An 18,551-nucleotide genomic window follows, 5' to 3' on the forward strand; every position below is an offset into this window, starting at 1 on the left:
CTCGGCGGAGTGCTGGCTCACCGCCGGCGGACCACACCACACGGTCATGACCCACGCCGTGGGATCCGAGACGCTGCGGGACTTCGCCACCATGGCGGCCACCGAACTGGTGCTGATCGACGCCGACACCACGCCGGCGTCCTTCCTCGACCGGTTGCGCTGGAATTCGGCGTACCACCGCCTGGCAAACGGAATCAACTGACTCGAATTAGGACGCAGCAGTCCACTCCGAACGGTCGATTCCACAGGCCGCCTGAACCCCTATTGTCGTTCAAGATTCAACGACAATAGGGGTTAGTGGTGTCACGCAGGCAGTTGCTCGTGGTTGTGGTCCTGCTCACCGGAGCGTGTACCGGAGGACCGCCGGAATCGGCACCGTCCACCCGCATGCCCGTGAAGCAGCCTTCGCTCATCGCCGAGGACACACGGCCCGAGAACGTCCTCCACTTCGTGCGTGACGTGCTCGACGCACGGACCGTTGAGCTCGCCGACGGCACCACGGTGCGTGTGGCTCAGCTCGCGGCGCCGCCGGACTGCTGGTCGGCCGGTGCGCTCGCGTTCGCCAGGACGACCCTGCTGGCCCGCGCCGTCCGGATCAACCGGTTCCTGTCCGGCGAAGTGAACCTGACGCTGGAGGACGGCACCGACTACGCGTTGCTCGCGGTGCAACGAGGTGTGCTGCGTGCGGAAGGCGCCGACGGCGGACCGCTGATCAGCGCGGAGACGGAGGCGGCCGCCGCCAACAGGGGACTGTGGGGCCCGCCCTGCAACGGGCTCGACGCCTCCCCGCCCCTCGCGGCTCCGCCGAACCCCAACGCACCGGGAACGCCGGGAACACCAGGGACGACCACGAGGGCGGCGCTCCCGCCCCAGTCGCCGACCACGACGGAGCCCCGTCCCACCACGACACAGCCCCGCCCGACGACTACGACGCAGGCGCGCCCGCCCGCACGCGTCTGCGCCGTCGCGTACCGCGTCACCAACCAGTGGCCCGGCGGCTTCCAGGCCAACGTGACCGTGCGCAACACCGGCACGTCGACGATCAACGGCTGGACCCTGCGGTGGAGCTTCGCCGACGGCCAGACCGTCGACGGCATGTGGAACGCCACGGCGCGCCAGTCCGGTGCGACCGTCAACGCCGTGAACGCGAACTACAACCCGCAGATCCCGCCCGGCGGCTCGGTGCAGATCGGGTTCAACGGCTCGATGCGCGGCAGGAACTCCGCACCCGGCGTGTTCGCGCTCAACGGCGAGGCCTGCACGGTGGAGTGATCAGGCGCTGTCCCGGACGACGAGCCGGGACGGGAAGAACGTGGCTCGGCCGGTGTTGTGCCGGTCGAGCACGGCCTGCGCCGCCGCGGTGGCGATCTCCTCCACCGGGTGCGTGCTCGTGGTGAGCGCCGGGCGGCTGAGGCCGGCGAACGCGATGTCGTCGAACCCGGCCACCGCCACGTCGCCCGGCACCTGGGCGCCGAGCGCGTGCAGTCCGTCCAGGACCCCGAGCGCGGTGAGGTCGCTCAACGCGAACACCGCGTCGGTGTCCGGCCACCGCGCCATGATCTCGGCCGCCGCGCGGGCACCGCGGGCGGCGGTGAAGTCACCGGACACGACCCTGGGTTCGCCGCCGCAGTCGTGCAGCACCTGCTGGTAGGCCTCGACGGCACGGTCCCCGCACGGCAGCCAGGCAGGACCCGTGACCATGGCGATCCTGCGCCGGCCGGTGCGCACCAGGTGCCGCACCACCCCCTCGGTCCCCGCCCGGTTGTCGACGTCGAACGACGGCACGTCACGTGCGCCGACGCCGATCGCGACCACCCGGCCACGCAGGTCCCGCGGCACGGTCTCGAGCGCCGGCCGTGTCGGGTTGACGACCACCAGGCCGCCGAGCCCGCGGCCGTCGGCGAGCCTCGCGAGTGAGCCGGGGTCGTTCAGGGGCAACCAGTGCAGCGAGACTCCGACCTCGCGCTCGGCTGCGACGTGCGCGGCCGTGGTCAGCACGCGGCCGACGTACGGATCGTCGAGCACCGCGGCGGTGTGGCCGATGACCGCGATGGCGAGGCGAGTACCCGTGCGGGTGACCAGAGCGCGGGCGGCGGCGTCCGGCACGTAGCCGAGCGCGGCCACGGCTGCGGCGACGCGGTCGCGTGCGTGTTGTGATGCCGGGCCCTGGCCGGTGACCACACGTGAGGCGGTCGCCCGTGACACGCCTGCGGCCCTTGCCACGTCGTCCAGCGTGGCGGTGCGTTCTGCCGTCATCTCCGCAGTATTGCGGTGGAAGCGCTCTCATGTGTGGGGTATGTACTTTGTGTATCGAGAAAGGGGTACCGGAATGGCCGTCACCGCGTCACGCGATCAGGTCCGAGCCGCCGCCGCGGGCGTCGCGGTGACCTTCGGGCTCAACGGCGTGGCCGTGGCGACCTGGTTCGCCCGCGTGCCCGCCGCCCGCGACGCGCTCGGGCTGACGCCGGGTGCGCTGGGGTTGCTGCTGCTGTCCATGTCCGCGGGCGCGTTCCTGGCGATGCTCACCGCCGGAGAGGTCACGCACCGGCTCGGACCCAAGCGCACGGTGTACGTGTCGGCGGTGATCGTCTCCGCGGGGCTCGCCACAGCGGGCGTCGGGATCGGGGCGTTCCCGTCGGTGCTGCTGACGGGGATCGGGATCTTCGTGCTCGGGTACGGCTCGGGCACGTGCGACGTGGCGATGAACGTGGAAGCGGCGGAGGTGGAACGCGCTCTCGGTCGTACGGTCATGCCGCGGTTCCACGCCATGTGGAGCCTCGGCACCGTGGCCGCAGCCGGTCTCGCTTCCCTTGCCGCGTGGGCGCTCCTGCCGGTGACCACGCACCTGGCCGTGGTGGCGGCGATCGTCGCGGCCGGCACGCTGCTCGCGGCACGCGCTTACAAGCTGGCCGGTGAGGCGGAACAGGGGCAGAGCAGTGGGGTCATGGCCGCCTGGCGGGAGCCGCGCACGCTGCTGATCGGGTTGCTCGTGCTGGTGCTCGCGTTCACCGAGGGCACCGCGAACGACTGGGTGGCGGTGGCGTTCATCGACGGCTACCAGGTCGATCCCGCGACGGGCGCGATCGTGTTCGGTGTGTTCGTCACGACGATGACGTTCGGCCGGATCTTCGGCACGATCGCGCTGGACCGCTGGGGTCGCGTGCCGGTGCTCGTCACGACGATGCTGCTGGCCGCGTCCGGGGTGGCGCTGGCGGTGTTCGGCGGATCTCCGCTCGTGGCGGTGGCCGGTGTGGCCGTGTGGGGGCTCGGCACCGCGCTGGGCTTCCCGGTCGGAATGAGCGCCGCCGCGGACGAGCCCGAACGCGCGGCCGCCCGCGTGAGCGTCGTCGCGGTCATCGGCTACACGGCATTTCTGGCGGGACCGCCGCTCGTCGGCCTGCTCGGCGACCACGTCGGCGTCCTGCGCGGCCTGCTGGTGGTGCCGTTGCTCCTGCTGCCCGCACTGGCGCTCGTGCCGGCGATGCGCAGGCCTGCCAAGTCCTGAACTCGGCAATTCGACGGCATTCGACTCGATGATTCATCGAATGCCGTGCTGAATTGTCGAATGAATTCGCTCCGTTGACGCACGGCGGACACATTCGTAATATCCGTTTCACGATCGTGGACGGTGTTCAAGAATGTGAATCCTTTCTGAAGGGTATTCCGTCATGCGGCTTTTCGTTGGCGCGCTGGTTTTGGCGTGCGCAGGTGCAGCGGTGGTGAGCCTCCCCGCGCACGCCGGCCACGACCCGGCCAGGGAGGTGTTGCCCGCGGGGGACGGGTGGGCCTCCAGCGGGCCGGGCACGACCGGCGGTGCGGCCGCCCCCGCGAGCAACGTGCACGAGGTGCGCACGCGCGCCGAACTGGTCGCGGCACTGGCCTCCCCGGCCCCGCGGATCGTCAAGGTCAGAGCAGTGATCGACGCGAACACCGACGACACCGGGAAACCGTTGTCGTGCAAGGACTACGCGACCGACGGCTACACCCTGCCCGGCTATCTCGCCGCGTACGACCCCGCGGTCTGGGGCTGGGAGCGAGAACCCGAGGGGCCGCTGGAGGACGCCAGGGCCGCGTCGGCGAAGCGGCAGGAGGCGACCATCGCGCTGAACGTCGGCTCGGACACCACGATCATCGGGGCAGGGCCCGGCGCCGGGATCACCGGCGGCAGCCTGCGGATCCACGGGGTGCGCAACGTGATCGTGCGCAACCTGACGTTCCGCGACACCCGCGACTGCTTCCCGCAGTGGGATCCCACGGACAACAGCCCCGGTTCGCCGCCCGGCAACTGGAACTCGCTCTACGACTCGGTGTCCGTGCAGAAGTCCGAGCACGTGTGGGTCGACCACAACACGTTCACCGACGAACCGAACGTCGACAGCACCCAGCCGCTGCACTTCGGGCGGCCGTACCAGGTGCACGACGGCCAGCTCGACATCACCTCGGCCGCAGACCTGGTCACGGTGTCCCGCAACATCTTCAGCGAGCACGGCAAGACGATGTTGATCGGTTCGTCGAACAGCTCCACGACCGACCCCGGCAAGCTGCGCGTCTCAGTGCACCACAACGTGTTCCGCAACGTCCAGGAACGCGCGCCCCGAGTGCGGTTCGGACAGGTGCACGTCTACAACAACCTGTACGAGGGCTCGCAGGTGTACAGCTGGGGCGTCGGCGTGAAGTCCCAGATCCACGCGCAGAACAACCTCATCCGCGGCATCGCGCCCGAGAAGATCGTCTACAACTGGGGCGGCACGGCGATCACCGACACCGGCAACCTGGTCGACGGCAGGCCCACGAGCCTGGTGGACGCGTTCAACACCGCGAACCCGGAGAAGAAGCTCGGCACGGACGCGGGCTGGACGCCGGTGCTCCACCGCGGGCTCGAACCCGCGCACCGGATCAGGAGCCTGAAGGCCGGCGCGCAACCGGCAGGCCGGCATCTGGTGGTGGGCAAGGGTTTCGCCAGCGTCCAGGCCGCGATCGACGCCGCACCGGCCGGTGCCGTGATCACGATTCCGAAGGGCGTGTACCGCGAGGTCGTCAAGATCCCGGCGAGCAAGCGCGGCCTGACCCTGCGCGGTGCCACCGGACGCGCGCAGGACGTCGTGATCGACTACGACAACGCGAACGGCACCAGGAAACCCGACGGCACCACGTACGGCACGTCCGGCAGCGCCACCGCGACCATCGCCGCGGACGACTTCAAAGCGCGCGACCTCACGTTCCGGAACTCCTTCGACCGCAAGCGGCACCCGGAGATCACGAACACCCAGGCCGTCGCCGTGAAGGCCACCGGTGACCGGATGTTCTTCGACCGCGTGCACTTCGAGGGCCACCAGGACACGCTGTACGCCGACAGCCCGGACGTGACCACGAGGTCCCGCCAGTACTACCGGGACTGTGCGATCACCGGTGACGTCGACTTCATCTTCGGCCGTGCCACCGCAGTCTTCGACCGGGCGACGATCACCGCGCTCACCCGCGGCAGCGACCCGAACGGGTACGTGACCGCGGCCAGCACCCAGCGGGCCAACTCCCACGGCTTCCTGATCGTCAACTCGAAGATCCGCAGCGAGGCCCCCGCCGGCACGTACTTCCTCGGCAGGCCGTGGCACCCCGGCGGCGACCCGGAGGCGATCGCCCAGGTCGTCGTCCGCAACACCGAACTGCCCGCCGCGATCAAGCCCGTGCCGTGGACGGACATGTCCGGATTCCCCTGGCGTGGAGCCAGGTTCGCGGAGTACCGCAACACCGGACCCGGCGCGGGTACGGGCACGGACCGGCCGCAGCTCACCGACGAGCAGGCGAAGCAGTACACGAAGAGCGCCTATCTGAGTGGGTGGAACCCCGCGTGAGGACTCGCACCTGGGCGCCGTACGCGCTCATCGCTCCCACCCTGGTGCTGATGGCGGTGTTCCTGGTCTACCCGATCGCGAGCGTCGGGTGGTTCAGCCTCCGCCAGCACACCGTCACGCAGCCGTGGAAGAACGGCTTCATCGGCTTCGAGAACTTCCGCCGCATGCTGTTCGAGGACCAGCTCTTCTGGCAGAGCCTCGCGTTCAGCGCCAAGTGGGTCGTCGTCGAGGTGGGCCTGCAACTGGTGCTGGGCCTGGTCCTCGCGTTGATCGTCAACGAGACGTTCGTCGGCCGTGCGCTGGCGCGGTCGCTGGTGTTCTCGCCGTGGGCGGTGTCCGGTGTGCTCACCACGGGCATCTGGATCCTGCTCTACAACCCGTCGACAGGCATCTTCCAGCAGCTCGCGCAGTGGGGCATCGGCGATCCCGGCACCTCGGTGCTCGGCGACCCGGCCACGGTGTTCCCGGCGACCGTCGTCACCGAACTGTGGCGCGGCGTGCCGTTCTTCGCGATCCTGCTGCTCGCCGACCTGCAGACCATCCCGAACGACCTGTACGAGGCGGCGTCGGTCGACGGCGCCGGGCGGTGGCGCCGGTTCGTCAGCGTCACCCTGCCGCACCTGCGCGACGCGATCGTGCTGTCGACGTTGCTGCGCGCGGTGTGGGAGTTCAACAACGTCGACCTGATCTACACGCTCACCGGCGGCGGCCCGGCGAACCAGACCACCACGCTGCCGCTCTACGTGGCGCGCAAGGCCGTCGACTCGCACGACTTCGGCTACGGCTCGGCGCTCACGATGGCGGGCTTCGTGATCCTGCTGTTCTTCTCGATCCTCTACCTGAGGCTGTCCAAGTTCGGGAGCCGAGCGTGACCCAGACCCTCACCCGTCCGGCGACCGTCTCGCCGCCACCACCGGTGCCGCCGCGGCGCAAGAAGCACCGCGATCCCGGCCGGTACCTCCGCCTGCACCTTCCGTTGCTGCTCTACTTGCTGTTCACGCTCATCCCGTTCTACTGGATGCTCGTCTTCGCGCTGCGGCCGGCGGGGGAGACCGCGCTCGTGCCGTGGCCGATCACGTTCGAGCACTTCGACACCGTGTGGAACGGCATCGGGTTCGGGTTGTTCTTCCAGAACAGCCTGATCATCGCGCTCGGCACGCTCGTCGTGGTCACCGTGTTCGCTCTGATGGGCGGCTATGCCCTGGCTCGCTTCAGGTTCCGCGGCCAGCGGGTGTTCCTGCTCGCGTTGCTGTGCACGCAGTTCATCCCCGGCGCGATGCTGCTGATCCCGTTGTTCGTGATCTTCAAGTCCGCCGGGCTGCTGAACAGCCTCACCGGGCTCGTCATCGCGGACACCGCGTTCCAGCTGCCGCTCGCGCTGATCCTGATGAGCGGGTTCGTCCGCAACGTGCCGGTCGAGCTCGAAGAAGCGGCGATGGTCGACGGCTGTTCACGGCTGCGCGCGTTCTTCGCGGTGACGCTGCCGCAGCTGCGACCCGCGCTCGTGGCCGTCGGGTCGTTCGCGTTCATCGGTGCCTGGAACAACTTCCTGTTCGCGCTGATGTTCGCGAGCAAGCAGGACAAGTTCACTCTGCCCGTCGGCCTCAGCTACGCGCTGGGGGAGTTCAACACCGACTTCGGGGCGCTCGCGGCCGGCGGTGTCGTCGCCGCGGTGCCGGTCGTGCTGGTTTTCGCCGTGGTGCAGAGGTTCCTGGTCCAGGGACTGAGCGCCGGTGCGGTCAAGGGATAGGGGAGAAGCATGAGAAGAATGCTGGTCGCACTGGCGCTCGTGCTGAGCGCGTGTTCCGCCGGAGGACAGGACGGGCCCACGACGATCACGTTCTGGGACAACAACGGTGGCCCCGGCCGCACGCCCATCTACGAAGAACTGATCAAGCGGTTCGAGGCGGCGAACCCGAACATCGAGGTGGAGTACGTCGGCATTCCGAGCTCGTCCGTGCAGCAGAAGTACGACACGGCCATCGCGGGCGGATCGACGCCGGACGTCGGCGGCGTCACGACGTCGTACCTGGCGCACCTGGTGGGGCAGGAGGCGCTGGAGCCGCTGGACGAGCGGGTGGAGTCGGGCCCGCTGAAGGGGAAGCTGCTGCCCGGTCTGCTGGAGACGGTGCGGCAGACCTCGATGGACGGCAAGCTCTACGCCGCGCCCGCGTCGGGCAACCTCGACGTCGTCTGGTACCGCTCGGACCTGTTCGCCGAGCAGAAGATCGCCGCGCCGGAGACCTGGGACCAGTTGGTCGACGCGGCCGCGAAGCTCACCAAACCCGCCGACAACAAGTACGGGTTCACCATCCGCGGTGGTGCCGGCTCGATCTTCCAGCTGCTCGCCGAGGCATACTCCTACTCGGGCGTCGACAAGTTCTACGACGGCGGCAAGAGCACGGTCTCGGACCCGCGCAACGCCGAGCTGGTCGGCAAGATCGCGGGAATCTACAAGAAGTCCACGCCGGAAGCGGACGTCAACAACAACTACACGCAGATGGTCGCCCAGTTCACCGGCGGCACGGTGGCGATGATGCACCACAACCTGGGCTCCACCGCCGACGTCATGAAGGCGCTCGGCCCGCAGAAGGTCGCCGCCGTGCCGTTGCCGAAGGGGCCGTCCGGCAAGCGGACCGTCGTGCCGAACCCGACCGACGGCTTCGCGGTGTTCAAAGGCAGCAAGAACACCGACGCGGCCTGGAAGTTCGTCGAGTTCCTGACCTCCGCGGAGAGCAACGGGTACTGGAACGAGAAGGTCGGCCAGATCCCGGCCAACACCGACGTGCGCGGTGCCGAGTGGATCCAGAAGAACCCGGCCGTGAAGATGGCGCTCGGCGTGCTGGAGGACCCGGCGACCGTGCTCGTGCCCGCGCCGGTCTACCTGCCGGAGTACTCGTCGATCACCAAGACCGACACCGAACCGCTGTACCAGAAGGTGCTGCTGGGCCAGATGCCCGCGCAGGAGTTCCTGAACCAGCTCGCGGCCAAGCTCACGACCGCCCAGCAGGAGTGGGAGAAGCGGAAGTGATCGAACGGGTGGCCGTGCGCACGTTCACCACGACCGCGTGCACGGCGGTCGACCCCGAGGGCCACCGGCATCCGGCGCCCGAGCACGAGGTCACCGAGGCGCTGCTGGAGATCACCGACGCCGACGGCGCCACCGGGTACTGCCCGATCCAGCCGGACCACCTCCGGCCGTCCGTGCTCGACAAGCACGTGCGGCCGGTGCTGACCGGGCAGGACCCGTGGGACCGCGAACGCCTGTGGCGGCTCATGGCCCGGCGGCAACGGGGTTCGGGCGGCGGGTTCACGGACCGTGCGCTCGGGTTCGTCGACACGGCGTTGTGGGACCTCGTCGCGCGCAAGGCCGGGCTGCCCGCGTGGAAGCTCGCCGGCGGTGCCCGCGACCGGATCCCCGCCTACGCCAGCACCATGTGCGGCGACACCGACGGGCTCGGGACGCCGGGCGACTACGCCGACTTCGCCAAGCACCTGGTCTCGGTGGGCTACCGGGCGATCAAGCTGCACACGTGGATGCCGCCGGTGCCGGGTGCGCCCAGCGTCACCCGTGACGTCGAGGCGTGCCGGGCAGTGCGGGAGGCGGTCGGGCCGGACGTCGCGCTGATGCTCGACGCGAGCCACTGGTACTCGCGGACCGAGGCGCTGCGGCTCGGGAAAGCGTTGCAGGAGCTGGACTTCTACTGGTTCGAGGAACCGATGGAGGAGGCGTCGATCAGCTCCTACCGGTGGCTCGCGGACCAGCTCGACATCCCGGTGATCGGCCCGGAGGTGGCGTGGGGAAAGCACCACACGCGCGCCGAGTGGATCACCGCGGGAGCGTGCGACGTCCTGCGGGTCGGGCCGGTCGGTGCCGGTGGCATCACGCCGGTGCTCAAAACCGTGCACCTCGCGGAGGCGTTCAACGTGGACTGCGAGATCCACGGCAACGGCTCGGCCAGCCTCACCGTACTGGGCGCGACCGACGCCGGCCGGTGGTACGAACGGGGCCTGCTGCACCCGCACGTCGACTTCGACAGGGTTCCGCCGCACCGCCTGAGCATCGCCGATCCGCTCGACGAGAACGGGAACGTGACACTGTCTTCTCGTCCCGGAATCGGTGACGACTGGAATTTCGAGCACATCGGAGTTCACACACTTGAAGTGTGGTGAGAGATGAACGGCGCTTTTGTTCACCTCAGGTGGACAAAAGCGCCGTTCATCGTGGGCTAGCGGTAGGTGATGTCTGAGGACTTGTAAAGGCAGTTGGTGTTGTCGGGGCCGGTGCCGATTTTCTTCGGTTCACCGCTGGTGACGCCCTGGTACTTGTCGCAGATCGCAATCTTCTTGCTGCTGTCACCGACGACCGTGATCCGCGAGAACCGCGCGGTGTCGCCGTAGTTGGTGTTGATGCCCACCAGCGCCTTGCCGGGGGAGAACGCGGTGATGTTCTCCAGCACGACGTTCCGCTTGTGCTGCGTCTTGCAGTTGCCGCAGGACCGGTAGAGCTTGCCGAAGTCGTCCACCTGGAAGTTGCGGACGACCATCGTGCCGGGCCCGTTGTGCTGGAACACCTTGTCGGCGGCCTTGCGCGCGCCACCACCGTTGATGGTCATGGTCTGCGACGACGACGTGCCCTTGAACGTGGCCGCGTCCTCGCCGACGTCCTCCCACCACACGTTGGTGAGCGTGCAGGTGCCGAGACAGTGGACGCCGTCCGCAGCCGGTGCGCCGAGCACGACGTTCTTGAGCGACGCGCCGTCGGCCAGCTGGAAGATCGGGTCCTGGTTCTCGTTCTGGCCTCCGGAACCCAGGCTCCCGGTGCCGTAGAACCGTTTCATGCCACCGTCGTAGGTGCCCGACGGCACCTTGACGGTGGCGCTGACCGGCTTCGGGCCGGTCGGGGTGGGAAAGGTGCTGCCCGCTGCCTGTGCCGGTGGTGCGAGAAACAGGGCCAAGGCCGCTGCCAACACCGTTGTTGCCAGTTTCTTCATGTGCGCTCCGCATGCAGGGGATGCGCGGCGGTAAATCGATGGTAGGCCTTTGCTGTTTCTTGTCAACCATTGTCGATGTGTTCGACTCGAATACCTTCGAAATGGTTGACCGGAATGTTGCGAGCTGCTTCCGTGGATGCACCGCCGCTCACTCACAGGAGCGTGGAATGATTCCAAAACGCGCAGCAATTGTTTCGGTGGCCGCTCTGGTCGCCGGTGTGATCTCCGCCCCGCAGGCCTGGGCCGCACCGTTCGGTCTGGTCGGCTGGGCCACTCAGGGCGGTGGCACGACCGGTGGTGGCAGCGCCTCCCCGGTCACCGTCACCACCGCGGCGGCGTTCGTTGCGGCCGTCGGGTCGTCGAGCCCGGCGGTGGTGCGGGTGTCCGGCACCATCTCGCTGTCGAGCATGACGAAGATCGCCTCGAACAAGACGGTCGAGGGTGTCGGTTCTGGCGCGACGATCACCGGTCAGGGCCTCAACATCAGCAACGCGTCGAACGTGATCGTGCGCAACCTCAACTTCCGCAACTGGGGTGACGACGCGATCAACGTGCAGTACTCCACCCGCGTGTGGGTCGACCACAACAGCTTCTCCGACGGCTACGACGGCGCGGTCGACGTCAAGCGGGCGTCCGACTACGTCACCGTGTCCTGGAACAAGTTCTCCAGTCACAACAAGACGATGCTGCTCGGTCACAGCGACGGCAACGGCTCGGAGGACAGGGGCAAGCTGCGGGTGACCTACCACCACAACTGGTTCGCCGGCACGCAGCAACGGCACCCGCGGGTGCGCTTCGGCAACCCGGTGCACGTCTACAACAACTATTACGGCGGTGTGACCGACTACGGCGTCGCGTCGACCGTCGAGGCCGGTGTACTCGTCGAAAGCAACTACTTCGAGAACACGAAGGATCCGTTCCACCGCGGTGAGGGCAGCTCGCCCGGTGGCGCGCTCGTCGCGCGCAACAACCACTTCGTCAACTCGGGCGCGGGCGACCAGGGCGGCTCGGTGAAGAGCCTTCCCTATTCGTACCCGCTCGACGGCGCGAGCAGCGTGAAGAGCGTGGTCACGGCCGGGGCGGGAGCCGGTCGCGGCTGATGAGACCAGGGGGCGCCCTTCGTGGTGAGGGCGCCCCCACCCTCCTCTGGGACCGCTCCCAGAATTCCACTCGAAGAGAGCAGTAAGAGGATCTCGCAGACGAACCGGTGTTGCGCTGAAAGGCGTACCGGACAGGGCTTTTCGGGGCAGATTCGGCTGCACCGGGGGCCAGTTGGCCGATGTGGCCCACGTTACAGTGCCGTGAACTCTGGGAGCGCTCCCAGTTGTCGAGAGGGCGGCGGCATGACTCGACGAACAGTGGCGTTGGCGGTTGCGGCGGTGGTGCTGACCGGCGGGGTACCCGCCGTGGCGGCACCGGCCGCAGTGGCCTGCAGCGTCACCTACCAAGTCACCAACGAGTGGAACAACGGATTCGGCGCCGCGGTGTCGATCCGCAACGACGGCGACGCGTTGAACGGCTGGAACCTGACGTGGACGTTCCCCGACGGGCAACGCGTCACGCAGGGCTGGAACGGCAACTTCACGCAGAACGGCGCGGTCGTGACCGTGACCAACCCGGACTGGGCACGCACGATCCCGTCCGGCGGCACGGCGCAGGTCGGCTTCAACGGCAGCAAGGGTGCGACCAACCGGCCACCCACGGACTTCGCGGTCAACGGTGTGTCCTGCACCGGTCCGAACAAGGCTCCCGCGGTCGCGCTGACCGCGCCCGCGTCGGGCAGCACCTACACCCTGCCCGCGCAGATCCCGCTGGCGGCGACCGCGACGGACGACGGCGCGGTGGCGAAGGTCGACTTCTACGCGGGCGACCAGCTGATCGCGACGGACACCAGCTCGCCGTACACCGGCACCTGGACCTCGCCGACGGCGGGCGACCACGTCATCACCGCGCGGGCCACCGACGACAAGGGCCTGGCGAGCACGTCCGCGCCGGCCTCCGTCAAGGTGCTGGCCGGACCCGCGGTGCTGGCGACGCCCAGCACGGTCTCGGTCAAGCAGGGGCAGTCGGCGACGTTCGACGTCTCCCTGGCCACGGCACCGAGCCAGCCGGTCACCGTCACCATCGCCCGCAGCGGCAGCACGGACCTGACGGCGACCCCGGCGACGCTCACGTTCTCCAGCACCGCCAAGCAGACGGTGACGGTGACCTCGGCGAACAACGGTGGTGAGCTCGCGACCGCCACGTTCACGGCGTCGGCACCGGGCCACAGCCCGGCGAGCGTCACGGCCAAGGAGATCGATCCGTCCACCTCGGACTTCAGCAAGGCCTTCCTGGATCAGTACAACAAGATCAAGGACCCGGCCAGCGGCTACTTCCGCAAGTTCGGCGACCTGCTCGTGCCGTACCACTCGATCGAGACGCTGATGGTGGAAGCGCCGGACCACGGTCACCAGACGACGTCCGAGGCCTACAGCTACTACCTGTGGCTGGAAGCGAGCTACGGCCGCGTCACCGGTGACTGGGCGCCGTTCAAGTCCGCGTTCGCCTCGATGGAGAAGTTCATCATCCCGGCGAAGGCCGACCAGCCGACGAACGACTCGTACAACGCCTCGAAGCCCGCGACCTACGCGCCGGAGCACCCGAGGATGGACCGGTACCCGGCGGTGCTCGACAGCAGCGTCCCGGTGGGAGCCGACCCGATCGCGGGAGAACTGAAGTCCGCGTACGGCACGTCGGACATCTACGGCATGCACTGGCTGATCGACGTCGACAACACCTACGGCTTCGGCCGGTGCGGCGACGGCACCACGGCACCGTCGTACATCAACACCTACCAGCGCGGCTCGTCGGAGTCGGTGTGGGAGACCATCCCGCAGCCCTCCTGCGACACGTTCAAGCACGGCGGCCCCAACGGCTTCCTGGACCTGTTCACCAAGGACGCCTCCTACGCCAAGCAGTGGAAGTACACCAACGCTCCCGACGCGGACGCCCGCGTGGTGCAGGTGGCGCTGCTCGCCCAGCAGTGGGCCACGGCGCAGGGCAAGGCCGGTGACATCGCGAACGAGATCGGCAAGTCGGCCAAGATGGGCGACTACCTGCGGTACGCGATGTTCGACAAGTACTTCAAGAAGATCGGCAACTGCTCCAGCCCGTCCTGCCCTGCCGGGACCGGGAAGAACAGTGCGCACTACCTGATGTCCTGGTACTACGCCTGGGGCGGCGCGTACGACACGTCGGCCGGCTGGTCGTGGCGCATCGGTGACGGCGCCTCGCACCAGGGCTACCAGAACCCGTTGGCAGCGCACGCTCTCGCGAACGTGCCGGCGCTCAAGCCGAAGTCGGCCACCGGGCAGCAGGACTGGGCGACGAGCCTGAGCAGGCAGCTCGAGATGCTGCAGTGGCTGCAGTCCGCGGACGGCGGCATCGCCGGCGGTGTCACGAACAGCTGGGAGGGCCAGTACGCCTCGCCTCCCCCCGGCACCCCGACGTTCTACGGCATGTACTACGACGCCCACCCGGTGTGGCGCGACCCGCCGTCGAACCGGTGGTTCGGCTTCCAGGTGTGGGGGATCGAGCGCACGGCCGCGCTGTACCGGCTGACCGGTGACGCGCGGGCCAAGAAGATCCTCGACAAGTGGGTGCCGTGGGCGATCGCGAACACCACGACCGGCACGAACTTCCAGATCCCCGCGGACCTGGAGTGGACCGGCTCGCCGGACACGTGGAACGCCACCAACCCCGGCGCGAACGCGAACCTGCGGGTCCGCGTCCTCAACCGCAACCAGGACGTCGGCACGGCCGCGTCGCTGGCCAAGGTGCTGCTGAACTACGCGGCGAAGTCGGGCGACGCGGCGGCCAAGACGACGGGTGAGGGACTGCTGACCTCGTTGCTGGCGCACCAGGACAGCCTCGGCATCGCGACGCCGGAGGTCCGCGAGGACTACAAGCGGTTCGACGACACGTACAACGCCACCACCGGTGAGGGACCGTACGTGCCGCCGGGCTGGACCGGGAAGATGCCGAACGGCGACCAGATCGGGCAGAACTCGTCGTTCCTGTCGATGAGGTCCATGTTCCGCAACGACCCGCAGTGGCCGAAGGTCCAGTCCTATCTGGACGGTGGACCGGCGCCGACGTTCACCTACCACCGCTTCTGGGCGCAGACCGAGATCGCCACCGCGTTCTCCCTGCACGCAGAGATCTACGGGTGAGGAGGATCGACATGAGAAAACCAATCGCACTCCTGGCGATCGCTGCCGCGGTCGGCGCTCTCCTCGTGCAGACCAGCGCTCCCGCGCTCGCACACGGTTCGATGGTCTGGCCGGGCAGCCGCACGTACCTCTGCTACCAGGACGGTCGCGCCGGCAGTGGTGGCGGTGACCTGCAGCCCACCAACCCGGCGTGTGTCGCCGCGGTGGCCCAGGGCGGGAAGCAGCCGTTGTGGGACTGGTACGGCAACCTGATCAGCAACGCCGCCGGGCGGCACCGCGAGATCATCCCCGACGGCGACCTGTGCGGGCCCACCACGAAGTACGACGCCTACAACCTGGCGCGGGCGGACTGGCCTGTCACCCAGGTGACGGCGAACGCCTCGGTGACGTTCAAGTACAACGCCTGGGCGCCGCACCCCGGCACGTGGGAGCAGTACGTCACGAAGGACGGCTTCGACGTGACGAAGCCGCTCAAGTGGTCGGACCTGGAACCCGTGCCGTTCGACAAGATCACCAACCCGCCACTGGGCAACGGCGAGTACAGCTGGCCGGCCAAGCTCCCCAACAAGTCCGGCCGGCACATCATCTACTCGCTCTGGCAGCGCTCCGACAGCCCGGAGGCGTTCTACAGCTGCTCGGACGTGGTGTTCGGGGGCGGCGTGCCGGACACGCAGCCGCCGACCGCTCCCGGTACGCCGGTGGCGTCGTCGATCACCGGCAGCTCCGCGCGGCTGGACTGGGCGGCGTCGTCGGACAACTTCGGTGTGTCCGAGTACCGCGTCTACCGCGGTGACCAGGTCGTGGCCACCTCGACCACGAACTCCGCCACCGTCAGGGGCCTGACCGCGAACACCGACTACACCTTCCGCGTGGTCGCGGTCGACTCGGCGGGCAACGCCTCGCCGTCGTCGGCGGGTGTCGCGGTGCGCACCGGCACCGGATCCGGCGCGTGCACGGTCACCTACACCAAGCCGAGCACCTGGAACGGCGGCTTCACGGCGAACGTGAAGATCGCCAACGGCAGCTCGGAAGCCGTGCGCGCGTGGCAGCTCGAATGGGACTTCCCCAGCGGGCAGCAGCTCTCGTCGTCCTGGTCGTCCACGGTCACCGTGGCGAGCGGGAAGGCGACGGCCAAGGGCGCGTCGTGGAACCCGGACATCGCGGCCGGTGGCACGACGGAGTTCGGGTTCAACGCGACGACGACAGGTGCTGTGACGGATCCCGTGAACTTCACGCTCAACGGCGTGAGTTGCGCCATCCCGTGATGAGGGTCCTCCTCGCCCTCTTCGTGGCCGGTTCGGTCGTGTGCGCCGTCTTGGTCGCACGCGCCGGACCGGCCCCGGACCTGGGCAAGGGCGTCGACGGCATCGCCGCGTGGCTCAACGACGTCACCGGCGAATGCACCGACGTGCGCAAGGGCGAGGACTTCGCCGCGTTCGCGGGTTCGGTGCGGGCGAAGGTCTACGGGCCGTACATCGCGGAGTGGGGCACCTGCGTGAAGCCGCCCTACGAACGCCTGGGGCTGCTCGTTCTCCGTCCTGGGCTGGAGGAGGCGTGGCGTGCCGCGCTGGTGCGGGGCGAGGTGCGGGGTGACCCGGACCTCGTGTTCGGCGAGGGGTTCGCGATCACCGGGTCGACCGGCATGGAGCACCTCGGCCTGAAAAGACTCGAGTGCACGCCCACCGCGTGCTCGCTCATCGCGATCAAACACCATTGAGAGAGACAGGAGATCCTGAGCAATGAGGCTCAACGGACAGAGGCGGTGGGCCGCGGCGGGTGTCGTGGTCGCCTGCGCCGTGGCGACGTTCGGGGTGGCGCTCAGCGCACCCGCGGGCGCGGCACCGGGTTGCCGTGTGGACTACACGGCGAACAACTGGGGCGGCGGCGGGTTCGGCGGCAAGGTGAAGATCACCAACCTGGGTGACGCGCTGTCGAACTGGACCCTGAAGTTCAGCTTCCCCGGCAGCCAGCGCGTGACGCAGGGCTGGAGCGCGAACTGGACGCAGTCGGGCGCGGACGTGACCGCGACCAGCATGTCGTGGAACGGCAGCCTGGGCACCGGAGCGGCGACCGAGATCGGGTTCAACGGCAGCTACAGCGGCACGAACACCGACCCGGCGACGTTCACCCTGAACGGAACGACGTGCACGGGCGTGGTGCCGACGAGCACGACCACCACCACCACGACCACGAGCGGGAACCCGAACCCCGGCAACCGGGTCGACAACCCGTACGTCGGTGCGAAGCAGTACGTGAACCCGGACTGGGCGGCCAAGGCGAACGCCGAGCCCGGTGGCAGCCGGGTCGCGAACCAGCCGACCGGTGTGTGGATCGACCGCATCGCGGCGATCACCGGCACGGTCGACGGCCGTGGCATCGAAGGGCACCTGGACGAGGCGGTGCGCCAGGCGGCGGGCTCACCACTCGTGATCCAGTTCGTGATCTACAACCTGCCCGGACGCGACTGCTCGGCGCTCGCGTCCAACGGTGAGCTCAAGCCCACCGAGATCGACCGCTACAAGACCGAGTACATCGACCCGATCGCCGCGATCCTCGCGAAGCCCGCGTACAAGGACCTGCGGATCGTGACCACGGTCGAGATCGACTCGCTGCCGAACCTGATCACCAACGTGACGCCGCGCCCGACCGCTGTGGCCGCGTGCGACGTCATGAAGTCGAACGGCAACTACGTCACCGGTGTCGGTTACGCACTCGCGAAGCTGGGCGCGATCCCGAACGTCTACAACTACCTCGACATCGGCCACCACGGCTGGATCGGCTGGGACGACAACTTCGGCCCGACCGCCGAGCTGCTGTTCCAGGCGGCCAACGCGTCCGGTAGCACGAAGGCGAACGTGCACGGGTTCATCGCCAACACCGCGAACTACGGTGCGCTGAAGGAGCCGTACTTCACGATCGACGACTCCGTGAACGGCACGTCCGTGCGTCAGTCGAAGTGGGTGGACTGGAACCGCTACGTCGACGAGCTGTCCTACGCGCAGGCGTTCCGGCAGCGGGCCGTGCAGGCGGGCTTCGACGCGAACGTCGGCATGCTGATCGACACCAGCCGCAACGGCTGGGGCGGCGCCGCGCGGCCGACTGGCCCCGGACCGAAGACGACCGTGGACACCTACGTCAACGGCGGCAAGCTGGACCGGCGGATCCACCTGGGCAACTGGTGCAACCAGTCCGGTGCCGGACTGGGCGAGCGGCCGAAGGCGGCACCCGCGAGCGGCATCGACGCGTACGTGTGGATGAAGCCGCCGGGTGAGTCGGACGGTGCCAGCAAGGAGATCCCGAACAACGAGGGCAAGGGCGCCGACAAGATGTGCGACCCGACCTACACCGGGAACATCCGCAACGGCAACAACATGTCGGGTGCGCTGGCGGACGCCCCGCTGTCCGGCAAGTGGTTCTCCGCTCAATTCCAGGAGCTCATGCGCAACGCCTACCCGGCGCTGTGACGACCGAGCTGCCCTGAAGACGGCTCC

At 68.6% G+C, this 18,551-nt stretch carries 14 protein-coding genes and 1 pseudogene; 13 read left to right on the top strand and 2 right to left on the bottom strand.

Translation table 11 applies throughout. From position 1 onward, the window contains the following. A pseudogene (locus tag ACFOWZ_RS40800) lies at nucleotides 1-202 on the top strand (L-arabinose isomerase); the annotation flags it as partial. Between the two features lie 185 nt (nucleotides 203-387). After that, on the top strand, nucleotides 388-1,272 hold the full coding sequence (locus ACFOWZ_RS40805) for a cellulose binding domain-containing protein (RefSeq protein WP_382379340.1): 885 nt from the start codon (nucleotides 388-390) through the stop codon (nucleotides 1,270-1,272). On the opposite strand, the gene ACFOWZ_RS40810 is transcribed toward ACFOWZ_RS40805, so the two are convergent. Then, nucleotides 1,273-2,256: a LacI family DNA-binding transcriptional regulator gene (locus tag ACFOWZ_RS40810; protein ID WP_382379341.1), complete on the bottom strand. Its 984-nt coding sequence runs from the start codon at nucleotides 2,254-2,256 to the stop codon at nucleotides 1,273-1,275. Between the two features lie 73 nt (nucleotides 2,257-2,329). On the opposite strand from ACFOWZ_RS40810, the gene ACFOWZ_RS40815 reads away from it, so the two are divergent. The 6 genes from ACFOWZ_RS40815 (at nucleotide 2,330) to ACFOWZ_RS40840 (ending at nucleotide 10,025) form a co-directional block, all read left to right on the top strand. Next, nucleotides 2,330-3,505 carry an MFS transporter gene (locus ACFOWZ_RS40815; RefSeq protein ID WP_382379343.1) on the top strand — a complete coding sequence of 392 codons (1,176 nt, stop codon included), beginning with the start codon at nucleotides 2,330-2,332 and terminating at the stop codon, nucleotides 3,503-3,505. A 211-nt stretch (nucleotides 3,506-3,716) separates the two neighbouring features. Then, nucleotides 3,717-5,852: a pectinesterase family protein gene (locus tag ACFOWZ_RS40820; protein WP_382379344.1), complete on the top strand. Its 2,136-nt coding sequence runs from the start codon at nucleotides 3,717-3,719 to the stop codon at nucleotides 5,850-5,852. Then, nucleotides 5,849-6,724, top strand: a complete 876-nt coding sequence (locus tag ACFOWZ_RS40825; protein ID WP_035910749.1) for a carbohydrate ABC transporter permease — start codon at nucleotides 5,849-5,851, stop codon at nucleotides 6,722-6,724. The genes ACFOWZ_RS40820 and ACFOWZ_RS40825 overlap by 4 nt, the downstream gene beginning before the upstream one ends. Continuing rightward, nucleotides 6,721-7,602, top strand: coding sequence for a carbohydrate ABC transporter permease (locus ACFOWZ_RS40830; RefSeq protein WP_030468564.1), 882 nt, complete (start codon nucleotides 6,721-6,723; stop codon nucleotides 7,600-7,602). Before ACFOWZ_RS40825 ends, ACFOWZ_RS40830 begins: the two co-directional genes overlap by 4 nt. Nucleotides 7,603-7,611: 9 nt before the next feature. Then, the gene (locus ACFOWZ_RS40835) at nucleotides 7,612-8,883 is read left to right on the top strand and encodes an ABC transporter substrate-binding protein (RefSeq protein WP_382379345.1); all 1,272 of its coding nucleotides are present in this window, start codon (nucleotides 7,612-7,614) and stop codon (nucleotides 8,881-8,883) included. Continuing rightward, nucleotides 8,880-10,025: an enolase C-terminal domain-like protein gene (locus ACFOWZ_RS40840; RefSeq protein ID WP_382379346.1), complete on the top strand. Its 1,146-nt coding sequence runs from the start codon at nucleotides 8,880-8,882 to the stop codon at nucleotides 10,023-10,025. Before ACFOWZ_RS40835 ends, ACFOWZ_RS40840 begins: the two co-directional genes overlap by 4 nt. 56 nt (nucleotides 10,026-10,081) lie before the next feature. On the opposite strand, the gene ACFOWZ_RS40845 is transcribed toward ACFOWZ_RS40840, so the two are convergent. After that, on the bottom strand, nucleotides 10,082-10,846 hold the full coding sequence (locus ACFOWZ_RS40845) for a pectate lyase (protein WP_382379347.1): 765 nt from the start codon (nucleotides 10,844-10,846) through the stop codon (nucleotides 10,082-10,084). Nucleotides 10,847-11,013: 167 nt separating this feature from the next. Here ACFOWZ_RS40845 and ACFOWZ_RS40850 point away from each other — a divergent pair, with 167 nt between their 5' ends. The 5 genes from ACFOWZ_RS40850 (at nucleotide 11,014) to ACFOWZ_RS40870 (ending at nucleotide 18,524) form a co-directional block, all read left to right on the top strand. Further along, nucleotides 11,014-11,946, top strand: coding sequence for a pectate lyase family protein (locus ACFOWZ_RS40850; RefSeq protein WP_382379348.1), 933 nt, complete (start codon nucleotides 11,014-11,016; stop codon nucleotides 11,944-11,946). 243 nt (nucleotides 11,947-12,189) lie between these two features. Further along, nucleotides 12,190-15,060, top strand: a complete 2,871-nt coding sequence (locus ACFOWZ_RS40855; protein WP_382379349.1) for a glycoside hydrolase family 48 protein — start codon at nucleotides 12,190-12,192, stop codon at nucleotides 15,058-15,060. Nucleotides 15,061-15,071: 11 nt separating this feature from the next. Then, nucleotides 15,072-16,325, top strand: a complete 1,254-nt coding sequence (locus ACFOWZ_RS40860; RefSeq protein ID WP_382379350.1) for a lytic polysaccharide monooxygenase — start codon at nucleotides 15,072-15,074, stop codon at nucleotides 16,323-16,325. Continuing rightward, a complete protein-coding gene (locus ACFOWZ_RS40865) occupies nucleotides 16,325-16,777 on the top strand; it encodes a hypothetical protein (protein ID WP_382379351.1) in 453 nt (150 codons plus the stop codon). Before ACFOWZ_RS40860 ends, ACFOWZ_RS40865 begins: the two co-directional genes overlap by 1 nt. A 22-nt stretch (nucleotides 16,778-16,799) precedes the next feature. Further along, nucleotides 16,800-18,524 carry a glycoside hydrolase family 6 protein gene (locus ACFOWZ_RS40870; RefSeq protein WP_382379352.1) on the top strand — a complete coding sequence of 575 codons (1,725 nt, stop codon included), beginning with the start codon at nucleotides 16,800-16,802 and terminating at the stop codon, nucleotides 18,522-18,524. The last annotated feature ends 27 nt before the right edge of the window (nucleotides 18,525-18,551 follow it).

The organism is Lentzea rhizosphaerae (assembly GCF_042649515.1).
GTDB classification, from domain to species: domain Bacteria; phylum Actinomycetota; class Actinomycetes; order Mycobacteriales; family Pseudonocardiaceae; genus Lentzea; species Lentzea aerocolonigenes.

What these genes read in the sequence shown, in the direction of transcription:
- ACFOWZ_RS40855 (WP_382379349.1), top strand. Translation starts at nt 12,190, where the DNA reads ATGACTCGACGAACAGTGGCGTTGGCGGTTGCGGCGGTGGTGCTGACC.
- ACFOWZ_RS40835 (WP_382379345.1), top strand. Translation starts at nt 7,612, where the DNA reads ATGAGAAGAATGCTGGTCGCACTGGCGCTCGTGCTGAGCGCGTGTTCC.
- ACFOWZ_RS40845 (WP_382379347.1), bottom strand. Translation starts at nt 10,846, where the DNA reads ATGAAGAAACTGGCAACAACGGTGTTGGCAGCGGCCTTGGCCCTGTTT.
- ACFOWZ_RS40870 (WP_382379352.1), top strand. Translation starts at nt 16,800, where the DNA reads ATGAGGCTCAACGGACAGAGGCGGTGGGCCGCGGCGGGTGTCGTGGTC.
- ACFOWZ_RS40805 (WP_382379340.1), top strand. Translation starts at nt 388, where the DNA reads ATGCCCGTGAAGCAGCCTTCGCTCATCGCCGAGGACACACGGCCCGAG.
- ACFOWZ_RS40810 (WP_382379341.1), bottom strand. Translation starts at nt 2,256, where the DNA reads ATGACGGCAGAACGCACCGCCACGCTGGACGACGTGGCAAGGGCCGCA.
- ACFOWZ_RS40860 (WP_382379350.1), top strand. Translation starts at nt 15,072, where the DNA reads ATGAGAAAACCAATCGCACTCCTGGCGATCGCTGCCGCGGTCGGCGCT.
- ACFOWZ_RS40865 (WP_382379351.1), top strand. Translation starts at nt 16,325, where the DNA reads ATGAGGGTCCTCCTCGCCCTCTTCGTGGCCGGTTCGGTCGTGTGCGCC.
- ACFOWZ_RS40815 (WP_382379343.1), top strand. Translation starts at nt 2,330, where the DNA reads ATGGCCGTCACCGCGTCACGCGATCAGGTCCGAGCCGCCGCCGCGGGC.
- ACFOWZ_RS40850 (WP_382379348.1), top strand. Translation starts at nt 11,014, where the DNA reads ATGATTCCAAAACGCGCAGCAATTGTTTCGGTGGCCGCTCTGGTCGCC.